Below are 15,512 nucleotides of genomic sequence, written 5' to 3'. Positions count from 1 at the left end.
GATTCGGTTTTTTTTTATTTCATAAAAATCAATCGTATCTATTTTTTTGTATATTAGGAACTTAATTTAACAACCTACTATTATGAAAAAACTATTTTTACTTCTTGTTTTATTAGTGTCAGCTTTTGGTTTTGCTCAAAAAGGCAAAGGAAAATCAGCTACAAAAAATGTAGTTTTAACTACAGTCGATAATATTTCAGCCGAAATTATTTCGGAAAAAACAGGAAAACGAGTAGTATTATTTGTGAAAAAAGAAGGAAAAGTTGATACATTAGAAGTTAAAAAATTAGAGAAAGTAGATTTTAAACCAACTAATTTCACCGTAAAAAGTTTTACAACTCAAGGTAAGAAGTTTTATCATGTGAATTGGAAAGAAGAAATTAAAACTGATACCAAATTAAAAAAAGAAAATGGGTTTGTAACTGAAGACCAAATTTGGGATACCGAAACTAAAACTCTTTTATTAGGAAATGTTCATAAGTCATCGCACATTAAAGAAACTATTTTTTTAGATGCTAATAAGACAGCTTCTCACGATGTTGAGAAGAATAGAAGTGAGGGTTTCGAATTTATTCTAAATGCTGACGGTAGCTTTGTTTTAAAAACAAAAACTCAAAATAGCACTTATGTTTATAATACAGCTTCAAGTAAATACGAAATGAAAGGAGCTCCAAAGACTTCTGGAACGAAAAAGAAAAAATAATATGCATGCATAGTATTTTATTTTTTTCTTATATTTGAAAATAAATTCAAATAAAAATGGAAAAACAATCGTTGACTTCGCTTTTACAAATTACGCATCCTGTAATTATGGCTCCTATGTTTTTGGTATCAAATACTAAAATGGTAATTGAGGGCATGAAAAGTGGTGTTGCAGGTTGTATTCCAGCATTGAATTACAGAACTTTAGAAGAATTAAAAGCAGCAATTCATGAATTAAATGCAGCTAAAGTTCCTGGTGGAAGTTTTGGATTTAATTTAATCGTTAACAAATCTAACGTAAAATACAAAGAACAATTACGTATTTTATGTGAAGAAAAAGTTGATTTCATTCTAACTTCGTTAGGTTCTCCAGAAGAAACTATTAATGAAGCGCATAAAGTCGGAATTAAAGTATTTTGTGATGTGACAGATTTAGCTTTCGCTAAAAAAGTAGAAAGTTTAGGAGCAGATGCATTAGTAGCAGTAAACAACCAAGCTGGTGGGCATAGAGGAAATATTAGTCCAGAGGAATTAATAAAATCTTTAAATGAAAATACTTCTTTACCCGTAATTTCAGCTGGTGGAGTAGGAAGTAAGGCCGATTTAGATAAAATGCTAAGCTATGGAGCGGTTGGCGTTTCTGTAGGAAGTCCGTTTATTGCTTCAATTGAATCTGGAGTTTCTCAAGAATACAAACAAGCTTGTGTAGATTACGGAGCGAAAGATATCGTAATGACAGAGCGAATTTCGGGAACACCATGTACAGTAATCAATACGCCTTATGTTCAAAAAGTAGGAACTAAACAAACTTGGTTAGAAACTTTATTAAATAAGAATAAAAGCCTAAAAAAATGGGTCAAAATGATTCGTTTTTACATCGGAATGAAAGCCACAGAAAAAGCGGCAACTCAAGTAACTTATAAAACCGTTTGGGTAGCGGGACCAAGTATTGAAGATACGAAAGCTATTTTGCCAGTTTCTGAAATTGTAGCAAAATTGGTTAAGTAGTTAATTTATAATTACATTTGCAGAAATAATTCCATTGAAAAGAGTCGCTCATTATATCATTACTACTTTAACCGTTTTTGTATTCGGTTATTTGTTGTTGCATAGTAATGCTACTTTGGGTGTTGCTCAACCTATAAAAAAGGAATCTACAAAAGAAATTTCTTCTCATTTTAGTCAAGGAAAAATTGATTTTAATCAAGAAGGAATTCAAAAAGAATCGGTTTCATTAAAAACGAATCAAAATTATTCGGGTTCAAGTGAAATTGTTAGAAAGCAAATTCCTTCATTTTTATTACCAACTTCTCTAGTTCAATTAGAATTATTCAATAAAAATAGTTTTGAAGTTTTCTTTGTAAAAAAGAACCTTTTAAATCTATTTTTAAATAAATCTAGAATCATTTTTCCATTTCATTATTTCTGGTAAAATTTATTTTAAGTTTCGTTAATCCCTTGTAAATAGGATACTTGGGAAATCTTATTATACACTTAATTTAAAATAAATTCAAAATGGATATTACCAACACTATTATAGGAATCGTATTTTTTTCATTAATTATTATTCCTATTTTCATTATCAATAATAATGTTAGAAAAAGAAAAAATCAATTATTAAACACGTTAAACGAATTATCGTCAGATAAAAATACCAAGTTCTCAGATACCGATTTTTGGTCAAACAATTCAGGAATTGGTTTAAAAGGCGATAGTTTAGCTTATTTTAGAAAAGCAGATGACACTCAAGTTAATGAAGTTGTAGATTTAAAAGAGGTTAAAAAATGTACCTTAGTTCAATTTGATAAGCATGGAAATACTCCAAAAAGCAATCATGAAATCAACAAATTGGCATTGCATTTAACATTAAGTAACCATAAAGAAATTCATTTAGTTTTCTTTCATGCCGATGCGAAAAATTTTATCATCGGAGAAGAATTTAGAATTGCTAAAAAATGGTTAGATATTATTACGAGTAAAATCTAAAAGTAAAAAAGCCTCAGAAATGAGGCTTTTTTTATGTTTTTTTGTATAAAATTATTCAACTGTAATCTCAAAAGTTTTATCCCAATTTTTACCCGTAACAAAATATGTTTTTGTAGCTGAGTTGTATGCAATTCCATTGAACGCATCTAATTCTTGATGCTGTGTTACTTTGCTTCTTAAATCATGACAATTAATTACGTTCTCAACGGCTCCTGTTTTTGGATTAATTACCGCAATAGCATCTTTTTGGTAAATGTTTGCCCAAATTTTTCCATTAATCCATTCTAATTCATTTACAGCTTCAATCTTAGCGCCATTCGTGTAAACATTAATAAAATCTTCAACTTTTAAAGTTTCTGGATTTAAAATGTAGATTCTTTCTGATCCATCACTCATATATAATTTTTCACCATCGTTGGTAATTCCCCAACCTTCAGTTTCGAATGAAAAAGTTTTTTCTAATTTGAAGGTTTTGGCATCATACACCAAGCCAGTTTTTTCTTTCCAAGTCAATTGATAGATTTTGTCTTTTAAAACCGTAATTCCTTCACCAAAATATTTGTCTTCTAGCTTAATTTGTTCGGTTACTTTTCCTGTTTTATAATCGGTTTTTCTTAAAGTTGATTCTTTATATTGACCAGTTCCTTCTAATAATACGCCATTATAAAATTCAAAACCTTGCGTGTAAGCATTTATGTCATGCGGATAAGTATTCACGATTTTATAATTCAAAATCTTTGGTTCAGCACTCGCATAAATTGAAAATCCTGAAGTGATATCAATATTTTGTCCTTCAAAATAAACTAAAGCTTTAATCGTTTGGTTTCCTAGTTTCTGATTGTTCAAGGCGAAAGGTAATTTCTCGTTTCCTTTTACCGAACCAATTTTAACTTCGTTAATGTAGTAAACGACAGAATCAATCGTTTTGTTTTCTTTGTTTTGAAGGACCAAATCAATGCTTTCTTCTAACTTAAGAATCGGTTTTATAGTAGGATTTTCAATCGAAAATAAATTTTTTAATGCATTTTCATCATCTTTACATGAAGTAGAAATTACACCTAAAACAATGAAAGCGAATAGCTTAACTTTTAACATGGTTGAAATATTTAATTACGTAAATATACAATGATTTTTTATACTCACAATTGCCTTGCAAAAATATAAAAAGGTTGTATATTTGCATCGGCAAGTCCTACACGACCAGCTCCTGCAGACTCCTCCAGGGTGGGAACACAGCAAAGGTATGTGGTTGTAGCGGTGCGATGTAGGTCGCTTGCCATTTTTTATTTCTTTTGAATTGTTGTCCCGATTGTTCGGGATTTTTTATTTTTACACCAATTCTAATTCCTATGCAAATCATTTGGCAAATTGTACGCTTACAACTAAAAGAAACGTTTTCAATTAGTTATGGAAGTTACTCATTCAGAGAAGCCTTAATTATTTCGCTTTCCAAAAACGGAAAAACAGGCTATGGCGAATGTACAGCAATTGATTACTACGGAATTAATTTAGTTGATTTCACTAAGAAATTAGCCGAAATTCAAGCACAAATTGAAAAACAATACATAAATCATCCTTCCGAATTTTATGCTTTTTTAGAAAGTTTACAATTGCATTCTTTTCTACGTTCAGCTTTAGATTGTGCGTATTGGGATTTATTCGGGAAATTAGAAAATAAAAGTTTCTTAGAATTGAATTCAATTGAAATAAAACAACTACCCGAATCTTCCATCACAATCAGTGTGGCACCCATTGAAGAACAATTTCAAAAAATCGCAAAATCCGATTGGAATAAATTCAAAGTAAAATGGAATCATTTCGATGAAAAAGCTTTGGATTTATTATTGAATTGCCAAAAAGAAATTGCTTTGGATGCTAACGGAAGTTTCTCTATTTCCGAATGTCAGCAATTGGAAGAAAATCCTGCATCAGCTCAATTTACTTACATTGAACAACCCATGAAAATCGGAATTTCAAGTTACAGTCATTTGAATACTTCCAAATTTGCGAATTGGATGGCCGATGAAGACTGCCAAGAAAAAACAAAACTTTCCGATTTAAAATCGCATTATAAAACCATCAACATCAAATTAGTCAAAACCGGCGGATTGACTCCAGCTTTACAACTAATTAATGAAGCACGAGCAAATGATTTCAAAATCATGATAGGTTGCATGACCGAATCTACCGTAGGAATTTCAGCTGGAGCCGTTTTGGTTCCTTTAGTGGATTATGTAGATTTAGATGGTGCAAATTTAATTGCCAACGACATCGCTCTTGGAACTACTATCGAAAAAGGAAAAGTGTTGCTTTCGGAGAAAGTTGGGTTAGGAATTTCCGTGAAATAATATAAAGCCGTATTTTCGCACTATAATTCACACTAAAATGAGTAAAGTAGTATTAATTACAGGTGGTTCATCAGGAATTGGAAAATCAATAGGCGAGTATTTACATCAAAAAGGTTTTGTAGTATATGGCACGAGCCGAAATCCTGAAAAAATCACGAATTCGATATTTCCATTAGTAGCTTTAGATGTTCGCGATAAGCAGAGTATTGTAAATTGTGTTGCCGAAGTGATTCAAAAATCAGGACGATTGGATATTGTAATTAATAATGCTGGAGTAGGAATTACAGGTCCAATTGAAGAAATTCCAACCGAAGAAATAAGAAATAATTTCGAGACGAATTTATTTGGTCCAATCGAAGTGATGAAAGCAGTTTTGCCTCAAATGCGTGAGCAAAAATCGGGTTTAATTATTAATATTACTTCGATTGCGGGTTATATGGGATTGCCTTATCGTGGAATTTATTCCGCTTCAAAAGGCGCTTTAGAATTAATCACCGAAGCCTTACGAATGGAAGTCAAATCTTTCGGAATTCAAATTACTAATGTGGCTCCAGGTGATTTTGCTACAAACATTGCCGCAGGACGTTATCATGCTCCGGTGGTGAAAGGTTCGGCTTACGAAGTTCCTTACGGAAATACCTTAAAAGAAATGGATTCGCATGTGGATAGCGGCAGTAATCCAAACGAAATGGCAGAAGCAATTTTTGCTATCATTAAAACGGATAAACCAAAAGTACATTATAAAGTTGGGGCTTTCATGCAAAAGTTTTCTATTGTTTTAAAACGCATTTTGCCTGATACAGTGTATGAAAAAATGTTGATGAATCATTATAAACTTTAACAACATCAAAATTCAATATTAAGTTCAATATCAATTATTTAATAAAAGTATTTTATTTTTTAAATTGATTTTTGAAATTGTCATTGTCATTGCATTTTGAATTCTTACTTTTGCATTTCGAAACAACACACAATACTTTAAAATTTAAAAAAGATGAAATTTTTTATTGACACAGCTAATTTAGAGCAAATTAAAGAAGCACAAGAATTAGGAATTTTAGATGGCGTTACTACAAACCCATCGTTAATGGCTAAAGAAGGCATTACAGGAAAAAACAATATCCTAAAACATTACGTAGACATTTGCAATATTGTTGACGGTGATGTAAGTGCAGAAGTTAATGCAATGGATTTAGAAGGTATGATTAGAGAAGGTGAGGAGTTAGCTGACTTACACGAACAAATCGTAGTGAAATTACCTATGACTAAAGAAGGTGTAAAAGCATGTAAATATTTCTCTGATAAAGGAATTAAAACGAATGTAACTTTGATTTTCTCTGCTGGGCAAGCTTTATTAGCTGCAAAAGCAGGAGCAACATATTGTTCTCCTTTCTTAGGAAGATTAGATGACGTTTCTACAGATGGTTTAAATTTAATCGATGAAATTCGTCAAATTTATGATAACTACGGATTTGAAACTCAAATTTTAGCAGCTTCTGTTCGTCATACTATGCACGTGATTAACTGTGCTAAAATTGGTGCTGATGTTATGACTGGACCTTTATCATCAATCACAGGATTATTAAAACATCCATTAACCGATATCGGGATTGCTCAGTTTATTGCAGATTACGAAAAAGGAAATAAATAATTTTTCAAGTATATAAAACAAAAAGCGTTCTAATCAGAACGCTTTTTTTATGAGTATTTTTAATAATATTTTGTTTGAGTGTAATTATTATCAGTTATATAAAAACTATAAAATGTTCTTTGTTTGCCAAAATGGTTTTCAACAATTCTAATTTTTACTTCAATAGTAGTAGTTTCGTTTTTATAATGTTCTAAAGTAATATTTTTTTCTGTTTTTGAACTTACAATTTTAAAATCTGATTTTTTTAATTGGCTTAAATATTTTTCAAAAATTTGTTGGTTAAAAATATCAAAACTAATTCTGTTTTTTGCCAAATCATCACCTTCATAATAAAATGAAATTGAAGTTGGAATCTCATCATCTATTTTATTCTTAGACAAAAATAAAATATCTCCAAATTTCATTTCTTTTGAAAAATGTTCTTGAGAGATTTTAAAATCGTTTTCAAGTAATAATTCTTTAACTTCTTTTGGATTTTTTGTTTTGAGTTTCACAATATCATCAAAATTCAAATCTTGAGAAAAACTAAATGAAAAAAACAATAGTAAGATTGTCGTTAAAGAATATTTCATCAGAAAAGGATTAACTATTTCAAATTCTGTTCAAAATTCACGTCAAACAAATTAGCAAAACCATTTTTGATAGTGCCATCAGCATTTAGGATGATAATTCTGTGTATTTTTGTAATAACCCATTGTTTTCTTGCGGTTTCAAAATCTGAAGCATGTAGTTCTTTTATACCTTCAAAATTATATTTTTTCAATGCATTTTTCCAGTTAGTTACATTGTCATTCACATTAATGGCAATAAATTCGTAATCTGGATATTTTGTTTGTAATTCCTTTACTTTTCTATGAGAAGCTGCAAAATGGGATTCAGCATGACTCGTCCAAAAGAATAAAACGGTTGGTTTTTTAATAATTGTATTAATGTCTAAAGGTTTGTAAGCAGTATCCACCAATTCAATTTTAGGTAAACGATTACCTACTTTTAAATTCTGAACCGAATTGTAAATCTCAGTGATTTCTTTTTTATTTTGCTTGTCAGTAGTTAATTGTAAGTAACGTTCAATGAATTTCTGGTTGTTGTACATGTTTTGGTCTTCTAACAAGTACATCATAGCAACATTATTCAATACCACATTTTTAACTTTCTGATTTTTGATTAAAGTATCAGTGATATTTAATTTTTCGATATTGTTTTCTAACGAATTCTCATTCAAATCTAAGTGATCTTTCTGTAGAGCAACGTTGTTTAACATTACGCTTACATATTTAATGAAAGGAGAATAATTGGTTAAAAGTGCATTTTCAAAATCAACTTCTTTTCGGTGTTCGTAGTAGTTTGAAGGTAATTTAGTTCTAATATTTTCACCTGTTCTAAATTGATGTGCGTAAGGATAAATTTCTTTTTTGGTAATGTGATGAAAATCCAAACAAGCTTTAGCAACTACATCAAAATTTTCATCCCAACCAATTTCTGCCTTACGTTTTAAGTAAAAAGATTTACGAATAGCAAAACTTGAGTCAATATTTTTGATAAAACTCTTTACATCTTTATCAAAATTGTCATACATCTTGTCTTTGTCGGCTTCATTTTTAAGATATAATTCCATTAAAAAATTATTCTTTTCATCACCACGACCACAAAAAACGACTGAGTTATCAAAATCAAATGTATTTACTCGAACCATTAAACTGTCATTCTTATCGAAATACACATATTGGTATTCAGGATTATGTTTAAAAGAGTACAAGCCAGGAGCTAACGAATCAAATTTATGCATAAAGCGATTGTTTTTGTCCAGATAAATAGTGTCAATTACTTCATCATCTTTTAAAAACAAAACATATTTTTCTTGTGGATTAATTATTTCGCCCCCAAAGTAAGCCACAAAATTATCTTCTTTAAACACTCTTTTGCAAGAAGTTAAAGTAGAAAAAAGGACGATAGAAAGAGGCAAAAAGTATTTTATGTAATTTTTAATCATTTACTTGATCATTAAATCTGAACAAATGTATCAGATATATTCAAATCTTGTTGTTAATGTACAGTTAAAATAAACCTATATTAATTCTAAATTAAAGTGTTCAAAAATCTACTATTTTTAGTACTTTTGCAACAGTTTTATAAAAAAATACAAAAATGTTAACAGTTTCAAATTTATCGGTTCAATTTGGGAAACGAATTTTATTCGATGAAGTAAATACAACGTTCACACAAGGTAACTGCTACGGAATCATTGGAGCCAATGGTGCTGGAAAATCTACCTTCATGAAAATTATTGCAGGTGAAATGGAACCAACGTCTGGGAGAGTAATTCTTGAGCCAGGAAAACGTATGTCGGTTTTAAACCAAAATCACAACTTATTTGACGAATATACAGTTTTAGAAACTGTTTTGATGGGAAATAAAGTATTACATGCCATCAAAACAGAAATGGATGCTTTGTATGCCGATTATACCGATGAAAATGCCAACAGAATTGGTGAATTGCAATTGCAGTTTGACGAAATGAACGGTTGGAATGCAGAAAGTGATGCTGCAACCATGTTATCTAACTTAGAAATTGGTGCGGAACATCATTATACTTTAATGGCTGATTTGGACGGAAAATTAAAAGTTCGTGTGTTATTAGCACAAGCTTTATTTGGAAATCCAGATGTGTTAATTATGGATGAGCCTACAAACGACTTAGATTTTGAAACTATCGGTTGGTTAGAGAATTTCTTAGCGAATTATGAAAATACGGTTTTAGTGGTTTCGCATGACCGTCACTTTTTAGATGCGGTTTGTACGCACGTTTCAGATATCGATTTCGGAAAAATCACACATTATTCTGGAAATTATACGTTTTGGTACGAATCTTCGCAATTAGCAGCGCGTCAAAAAGCACAACAAAATAAGAAAGCTGAAGAGAAAAAAGCAGAGTTAGAAGAATTTATCCGCCGTTTTAGTGCGAATGTTGCGAAATCGAAACAAGCAACTTCTCGTAAAAAAATGATTGAAAAATTAAATTTAGACGAGATTAAACCTTCAAGCAGAAGATATCCAGCCATCATTTTTGAAACCGAAAGAGAAGCTGGAGATCAAATTTTAAATGTACAAAATTTAGCTGCTTCAGTTGATGGAGAAACTTTGTTTAAAAATGTAGATTTAAACATGGCTAAAGGCGATAAAATAGTAGTTTTCTCAAAAGATTCAAGAGCTACAACTGCTTTTTATGAAATCTTAAACAATAAAATGACTCCAGATGCAGGAACATTTGATTGGGGAATTACAACAACACAATCGTATTTACCAGTTGAAAATCATGAGTTTTTTGATGGTGTAGATTTGAATTTAGTGGATTGGTTACGTCAATGGGCAAAAACAGAAGAAGAACGCGATGAAGTTTACGTTCGTGGATTCTTAGGTAAAATGATTTTCTCAGGAGAAGAAGCTTTGAAAAAGTGTAATGTTTTATCTGGAGGAGAAAAAGTGCGTTGTATGCTGTCAAGAATGATGATGATTAGAGCTAATGTATTAATGTTAGACGAACCAACGAATCACTTAGACTTGGAATCGATTACAGCTTTCAATAATTCATTAAATAATTTCAAAGGTTCTGTATTATTTACAACACATGACCACGAGTTTGCGCAAACAGTTGCTAACAGAATCTTAGAATTAACGCCTAATGGCGCTATTGACAGATACATGACATTTGATGAGTATTTAGAAGATGAAAAAATCAAAGAATTAAGAAAGAAAATGTATTCTTAATATGAATCCCGTTGCTAATTTTAGTAACGGGATTTTTTTTACAATACAATTGCTATTAGAAATATAAATTCTAAATTTGTACAAACAACACACTATGAGTCAAAAAGTTTTGCTCACTTCAAAAGAAGTACACATTATCTTGCATCGATTAGCTTGTCAACTAATTGAAAATCATTTAGATTTCTCAAATACAATCTTAATCGGTTTACAACCACGAGGTAAATTTTTAGCCGAAAGAATCAAACAAATTTTAGAATCAGAATATCAAGTTTCCAACATTCAATTAGGTTTTTTAGATATTACATTCTTCCGAGATGATTTCAGAAGAGGTGAAAAACCATTGGAAGCCAATAAAACCCAAATCGATTTCTTGGTTGAAAACAAAAAAGTAGTTTTTATCGATGACGTTTTATACACCGGTAGAAGTATTAATGCCGCTTTAACCGCAATACAATCTTTTGGAAGACCATCTGAAGTAGAACTTTTAACGCTAATCGACAGAAGATTCAGTCGACATTTACCCATTCAACCCGATTATAGAGGAAGACAAGTAGATGCCATAAACAACGAAAAAGTATTAGTAAAATGGCTTGAAAACGATGGAGAAGATGCCGTTTACCTAATTACAAAATAACATAACTACAAACACACAACTACATATAAATGAAAGAATTATCAGTAAATCATTTAATCGGAATAAAATATATTACCAAACAAGATATTGATTTAATTTTCGAAACGGCCGACCATTTCAAGGAAGTTATCAATCGTCCCATCAAAAAAGTACCGTCTTTACGAGATGTTACCATTGCTAACATTTTCTTTGAAAACAGCACAAGAACCAAATTATCTTTCGAATTAGCTCAAAAACGACTTTCAGCGGATGTGATTAGTTTTTCAGCAGCACAATCATCGGTAAAAAAAGGAGAGACTTTGATTGATACCGTAAACAACATTCTATCTATGAAAGTAGATATGGTGGTGATGCGTCACAGTAGCCCAGGAGCAGCTCATTTTTTGTCGCAGAATATTGGAGCAAGTGTTGTAAATGCTGGAGATGGAGCACACGAACACCCAACACAAGCCCTATTAGACAGCTTTACAATTAGAGAAAAATTAGGCGATGTTGGTGGGAAAAAAATCGTTATTGTTGGTGATATTTTACACTCAAGAGTAGCCTTATCCAATATCTTCGCTCTCCAAATGCAAGGCGCAGAAGTAAAAGTATGCGGACCAAAAACATTAATTCCAAAATATATTGAATCGCTTGGAGTGAAGGTTGAACCTAATCTTCGAAAAGCTTTAGAATGGGCAGATGTAGCCAACATGTTACGTGTTCAAAACGAGCGTTTAGACGTAAGTTATTTCCCTACGACAAGAGAATATACTCAACAATATGGTGTAACCAAAGAATTATTAGATTCGCTAAACAAAGAAATCGTAATCATGCATCCAGGACCAATTAATAGAGGAGTGGAAATTACTTCAGATGTAGCGGATTCACAACAATCGGTTATTTTGGAACAAGTAGAAAATGGAGTTGCGGTACGAATGGCAGTGATTTATTTATTGGCAAGTAAGATTAAAAATTAGTATCTTAGCATAAAATCAGAAATTCAACAAATGAAAGTCGATCAAAAAGGACATACTACAATAATTAAGGATACCCACAACAATGTGGAGGCTTTTGTGGAAAAGTTAACCAATGAATATCACGCATTTCAAGGTCAAAACTTGATTTTGGATGTATCGCAAGACAAAGCCATTTCAAATGCCGATTTAGCGCATTTTAAAGACTTAGCCAAAAACCACAAAAAAGCTAAAAAATCAATGATTATAGTTACTGACACGGTTGATTTTAATAAAGTTCCCAATTATTTAAACGTGGTTCCTTCTGTTTTAGAAGCTCACGACATGATTGAAATGGACGAAATTGAACGCGATTTAGGATTTTAATAATTAAAAATTGATAATTAAAAATTGATAATTCTGATAATTGTTAATTATTCATTATCAACTATCAATTAAAATGAAACTACAAATACTCGGTTGTTACGCAGCCACTCCACGAACCATAACGAATCCAACATCACAGGTTTTAGACATAAAAAATCATATGTTTTTAATCGATTGTGGTGAAGGAACACAAGTGCAATTGCGCAAGCATAAAATAAAGTTTTCTCGCATTAATCATATTTTTATTTCGCATTTACACGGCGATCATTTTTATGGATTAATCGGTTTGATTTCGACGTTTATGTTGTTAAATCGTGAGAATGATTTGCATGTGTATGGTCCAAAAGGAATTAAAGAAATTATCTTATTACAGTTGCGAGCTTCTGGTTCGTTTACAGGTTACAATTTGTATTTCCATGAATTAGAATCAAAAGAAAGTGAAGTGATTTTTGAAGACGAAACGGTAATTGTAAAAACGATTCCATTAAATCATCGCGTTTATACCAACGGATTTTTGTTTCAAGAAAAGTTAGGAAAACGCCATTTGAAAGTGGAAGCAGTTGCCAAATATAAAATTGAAAAAGTGTATTTCGATAAAATTAAATCCGGTGGTAATGTAACTTTAGATTCAGGTGAAGTGATTGATAATGAATTGCTTTCGTTTCCACCAGATAAACCAATGAGTTATGCGTTTTGTAGCGATACGATGTATGATGAATCTATCGTTCCGATTATCAAAGATGTCGATGTGTTGTATCATGAATCTACTTTTTTAGATTCGGAAATGCAATACACCGAAAAAACCAAACACGCAACAGCAAAAGAAGCGGCTAAAATCGCAAAACTAGCCAATGCTAAAAACTTAATTTTAGGACATTATTCTACACGTTATGGTTCTATCGAACCTTTTAAAACAGAAGCAGAGACTATTTTTGAAACTGTACTTTTAGCCGATGATGGCAAAGAATTTGAATTTTAATATGATACAAACTGTAATTTTCGATATGGATGGCGTAATTGTAGATACCGAACCGGTACATCATTTTGCGTATTACCAACATTTTAATGAATTAAACATCGAAGTTTCAGATGAAATGTATCGTTCGTTTACAGGAAATTCCACTCGAAATATCTTTCAGAAATTAAAAGCACACTTCGACTTACAAGAAGATGTAGAAGATTTAATCTTAAGAAAACGCCATTTATTTAATGAAGCTTTCGATTTGAAAGAAGATTTGTATTTGATTGAAGGAGTAGAAGAGTTAATCAAAGATTTGCATGCAAACGGAATTCAGCTAATTGTAGCTTCTTCAGCTTCAAAAGTTACGATTAATAGAGTGTTTACTCGTTTTAATTTACACCAATATTTTACACATATCGTTTCTGGTGAAGACTTTCCGAAGTCGAAACCGCATCCAGCTATTTTTGAACATGCTGCGAGTTTATCAATTGCGCCAAAAGAAAATTGCATCGTAATTGAAGACAGTACAAACGGAATTCAAGCAGTAGTTTCAGCAGGAATTTTTTGTGTAGGTTACGATAGTTTTCATTCGAAAGACCAAGATTTATCTAAGGCTAATGTAGTTATTCAACATTTTAACGAATTGAATTTTGAAAAAGTTCGCGATTTGAACTAACTCATTTCTTGATCGTGTAAGGTATGTTTCGCTAAAATACGTTTACTATCTTTTTTTACGGATTCATTTTTTCGCATCGACCAAAAGAAATCACTGGAAAACTTTCTAGCTTCCTCTAAATTTACAATTGGATTTGGATAATCGCGTCCCAATTCAAACCCATACAACATCGATTCTATTGGAGTTAATTTCCACGGTTCGTGGATGAATTCCGTAGGAATATTGGCTAATTCAGGTACCCATTTTTTGATAAAATTTCCATCTTCGTCATGTTCGTACGAATTTTTAACCGGATTGTAAACACGTAGTGTATTGATTCCTGTAATGCCAGCTTGCATCTGAATTTGTGGATAATGAATTCCAGGTTCAAAATCTAAAAATTGTTGGGCCAAATGCGGGCTACAATTTTGCCAAGGTTGGAATAAATGATGCGTATAAAACGAAACCACCAAAGCACGCATTCTAAAATTCAAATAACCAGTCGTATTCAAACAACGCATACAAGCATCAACTAACGGAACGCCAGTTTTTCCAGTAATCCAAGCTTTGTGATATTTTTCGTTAACTCTTTGATTCAAATTGCGATAGCCTTTGTTTACTGCGATGAATTCCATCGAACATTCCATTTCAAACTTTTGAATGAAATGCGCTTGCCAACGCAAACGAGAAGCAAAATTAGATATTTGACGCTTAAATTTTCCTTGCTGATGCAATTCCCAAGCTTTGGTGTACACTTGTCGAATAGATAAATTTCCCCAAGCAATATAAGGTGATAAACGACTACAACCTTTTCTAGCCAGTTCTGGTTTTGAAATATGACTGCTGTAATTTTGAACGCGTTCTTCAAAAAAAGATTTCATGTAGCGTAAAGCTGTTGGAACGCCACCTTTCTGAAAATTGGGATTGTGAACCGTTTGAATCGATGGAATTTCGAAATGATTTTCTAATTCTTCAATTTCAATGTATTTAACAAAACTTCTGGGTGTAGGTTGAAATGGAAGGCAATCTTTATCCATAAAATCATACCAATCTTCTTTCCATGTTTTTCGATTTTTAATACCACGAATAACGCCATTAGTGATGTATTCATTCCAAATAATCTCTTTGTTTTTCAATAGTTTAGCGACAGCCAAATCTCTATCAAAAGTCAATTGAATTCCAGTTTCTTGATGAGAATAAACGGCTCTGATGGAAATAAGTTTTGATAGTTTTTCAAAAACTGTTACCGCTTCACCTTGAACAATTAAGATTTGAGTATGGTATTTTAAAAGTTCTTTTTGTAAAGCTTCTAACGATTGTTTTATAAAATCAAAATGACGTTGACTGTAGTGATAATCTTTCATCATCGAAGGTTCGAAAATGTAAAGCAATAAAGTCTTTCCAGAAGTCGATAAGGCTTCATGTAAGGCTTCATGATCGTGCAAACGCAAATCTCTCTTGAACCAAACAATTTTCATTTTTTTAATT

General features: G+C 31.6%; 17 protein-coding genes and 1 other RNA gene. 14 read left to right on the top strand and 4 right to left on the bottom strand.

All coding sequences use genetic code 11. The annotated features are described in order from the left end of the window. Positions 1-82 precede the first annotated feature (82 nt). From BP92_RS0114395 to BP92_RS0114380, 4 genes are all read left to right on the top strand, one after another. Positions 83-703 (top strand): hypothetical protein, encoded by a 621-nt coding sequence (locus BP92_RS0114395; RefSeq protein ID WP_026726670.1) that lies wholly within the window; start codon positions 83-85, stop codon positions 701-703. A 56-nt stretch (positions 704-759) separates the two neighbouring features. After that, positions 760-1,710 carry an NAD(P)H-dependent flavin oxidoreductase gene (locus BP92_RS0114390; RefSeq protein ID WP_026726669.1) on the top strand — a complete coding sequence of 317 codons (951 nt, stop codon included), beginning with the start codon at positions 760-762 and terminating at the stop codon, positions 1,708-1,710. Positions 1,711-1,744: 34 nt separating this feature from the next. Continuing rightward, positions 1,745-2,134: a hypothetical protein gene (locus BP92_RS0114385; protein ID WP_026726668.1), complete on the top strand. Its 390-nt coding sequence runs from the start codon at positions 1,745-1,747 to the stop codon at positions 2,132-2,134. An 83-nt stretch (positions 2,135-2,217) separates the two neighbouring features. Next, positions 2,218-2,688 (top strand): hypothetical protein, encoded by a 471-nt coding sequence (locus BP92_RS0114380; protein ID WP_026726667.1) that lies wholly within the window; start codon positions 2,218-2,220, stop codon positions 2,686-2,688. 51 nt (positions 2,689-2,739) lie between these two features. Here the strand turns inward: BP92_RS0114380 and BP92_RS0114375 are convergent, their stop codons facing one another. Beyond that, the gene (locus BP92_RS0114375; RefSeq protein WP_026726666.1) at positions 2,740-3,783 is read right to left on the bottom strand and encodes a glutaminyl-peptide cyclotransferase; all 1,044 of its coding nucleotides are present in this window, start codon (positions 3,781-3,783) and stop codon (positions 2,740-2,742) included. Between the two features lie 88 nt (positions 3,784-3,871). On the opposite strand from BP92_RS0114375, the gene ffs reads away from it, so the two are divergent. The 4 genes from ffs to fsa all read left to right on the top strand — a co-directional run bounded on the left by ffs (position 3,872) and on the right by fsa (position 6,687). Continuing rightward, positions 3,872-3,969: signal recognition particle sRNA small type (gene ffs, locus BP92_RS16965), an RNA gene on the top strand. Between the two features lie 68 nt (positions 3,970-4,037). After that, a complete protein-coding gene (locus tag BP92_RS0114365) occupies positions 4,038-5,036 on the top strand; it encodes an enolase C-terminal domain-like protein (protein ID WP_026726665.1) in 999 nt (332 codons plus the stop codon). A gap of 37 nt (positions 5,037-5,073) precedes the next feature. Further along, positions 5,074-5,877 carry an SDR family oxidoreductase gene (locus tag BP92_RS0114360; RefSeq protein ID WP_026726664.1) on the top strand — a complete coding sequence of 268 codons (804 nt, stop codon included), beginning with the start codon at positions 5,074-5,076 and terminating at the stop codon, positions 5,875-5,877. 153 nt (positions 5,878-6,030) lie between these two features. Next, a complete protein-coding gene (fsa, locus tag BP92_RS0114350; protein WP_026726663.1) occupies positions 6,031-6,687 on the top strand; it encodes a fructose-6-phosphate aldolase in 657 nt (218 codons plus the stop codon). A gap of 59 nt (positions 6,688-6,746) precedes the next feature. On the opposite strand, the gene BP92_RS0114345 is transcribed toward fsa, so the two are convergent. Both BP92_RS0114345 and BP92_RS0114340 read right to left on the bottom strand, forming a co-directional pair. Continuing rightward, complete coding sequence (locus tag BP92_RS0114345) at positions 6,747-7,259, bottom strand: hypothetical protein (RefSeq protein WP_026726662.1); 513 nt, start codon at positions 7,257-7,259, stop codon at positions 6,747-6,749. 14 nt (positions 7,260-7,273) lie between these two features. Beyond that, positions 7,274-8,677, bottom strand: coding sequence for a TlpA family protein disulfide reductase (locus tag BP92_RS0114340; protein ID WP_026726661.1), 1,404 nt, complete (start codon positions 8,675-8,677; stop codon positions 7,274-7,276). A gap of 155 nt (positions 8,678-8,832) precedes the next feature. On the opposite strand from BP92_RS0114340, the gene BP92_RS0114335 reads away from it, so the two are divergent. The 6 genes from BP92_RS0114335 (at position 8,833) to BP92_RS0114310 (ending at position 14,045) form a co-directional block, all read left to right on the top strand. Then, the gene (locus BP92_RS0114335) at positions 8,833-10,452 is read left to right on the top strand and encodes an ABC-F family ATP-binding cassette domain-containing protein (protein WP_026726660.1); all 1,620 of its coding nucleotides are present in this window, start codon (positions 8,833-8,835) and stop codon (positions 10,450-10,452) included. Positions 10,453-10,546: 94 nt separating this feature from the next. Further along, positions 10,547-11,086: a bifunctional pyr operon transcriptional regulator/uracil phosphoribosyltransferase PyrR gene (gene pyrR / locus BP92_RS0114330; RefSeq protein ID WP_026726659.1), complete on the top strand. Its 540-nt coding sequence runs from the start codon at positions 10,547-10,549 to the stop codon at positions 11,084-11,086. 29 nt (positions 11,087-11,115) lie between these two features. Then, the gene (locus BP92_RS0114325) at positions 11,116-12,045 is read left to right on the top strand and encodes an aspartate carbamoyltransferase catalytic subunit (RefSeq protein ID WP_026726658.1); all 930 of its coding nucleotides are present in this window, start codon (positions 11,116-11,118) and stop codon (positions 12,043-12,045) included. A 30-nt stretch (positions 12,046-12,075) separates the two neighbouring features. Continuing rightward, the gene (locus tag BP92_RS0114320) at positions 12,076-12,408 is read left to right on the top strand and encodes a hypothetical protein (RefSeq protein ID WP_026726657.1); all 333 of its coding nucleotides are present in this window, start codon (positions 12,076-12,078) and stop codon (positions 12,406-12,408) included. Between the two features lie 73 nt (positions 12,409-12,481). Next, positions 12,482-13,387, top strand: a complete 906-nt coding sequence (locus BP92_RS0114315) for a ribonuclease Z (RefSeq protein ID WP_026726656.1) — start codon at positions 12,482-12,484, stop codon at positions 13,385-13,387. Position 13,388: 1 nt separating this feature from the next. Next, positions 13,389-14,045, top strand: a complete 657-nt coding sequence (locus BP92_RS0114310) for an HAD family hydrolase (RefSeq protein WP_026726655.1) — start codon at positions 13,389-13,391, stop codon at positions 14,043-14,045. Here BP92_RS0114310 and BP92_RS0114305 read toward each other — a convergent pair. Continuing rightward, positions 14,042-15,502 carry a cryptochrome/deoxyribodipyrimidine photo-lyase family protein gene (locus BP92_RS0114305; protein WP_035693584.1) on the bottom strand — a complete coding sequence of 487 codons (1,461 nt, stop codon included), beginning with the start codon at positions 15,500-15,502 and terminating at the stop codon, positions 14,042-14,044. The genes BP92_RS0114310 and BP92_RS0114305 overlap by 4 nt on opposite strands. Between the last annotated feature and the right edge of the window lie 10 nt (positions 15,503-15,512).

The sequence above is a fragment of the Flavobacterium sasangense DSM 21067 genome (assembly GCF_000686885.1).
Classification (GTDB): Bacteria; Bacteroidota; Bacteroidia; order Flavobacteriales; family Flavobacteriaceae; genus Flavobacterium; species Flavobacterium sasangense.
This window is presented reverse-complemented; position numbering and strand designations above follow the sequence as displayed.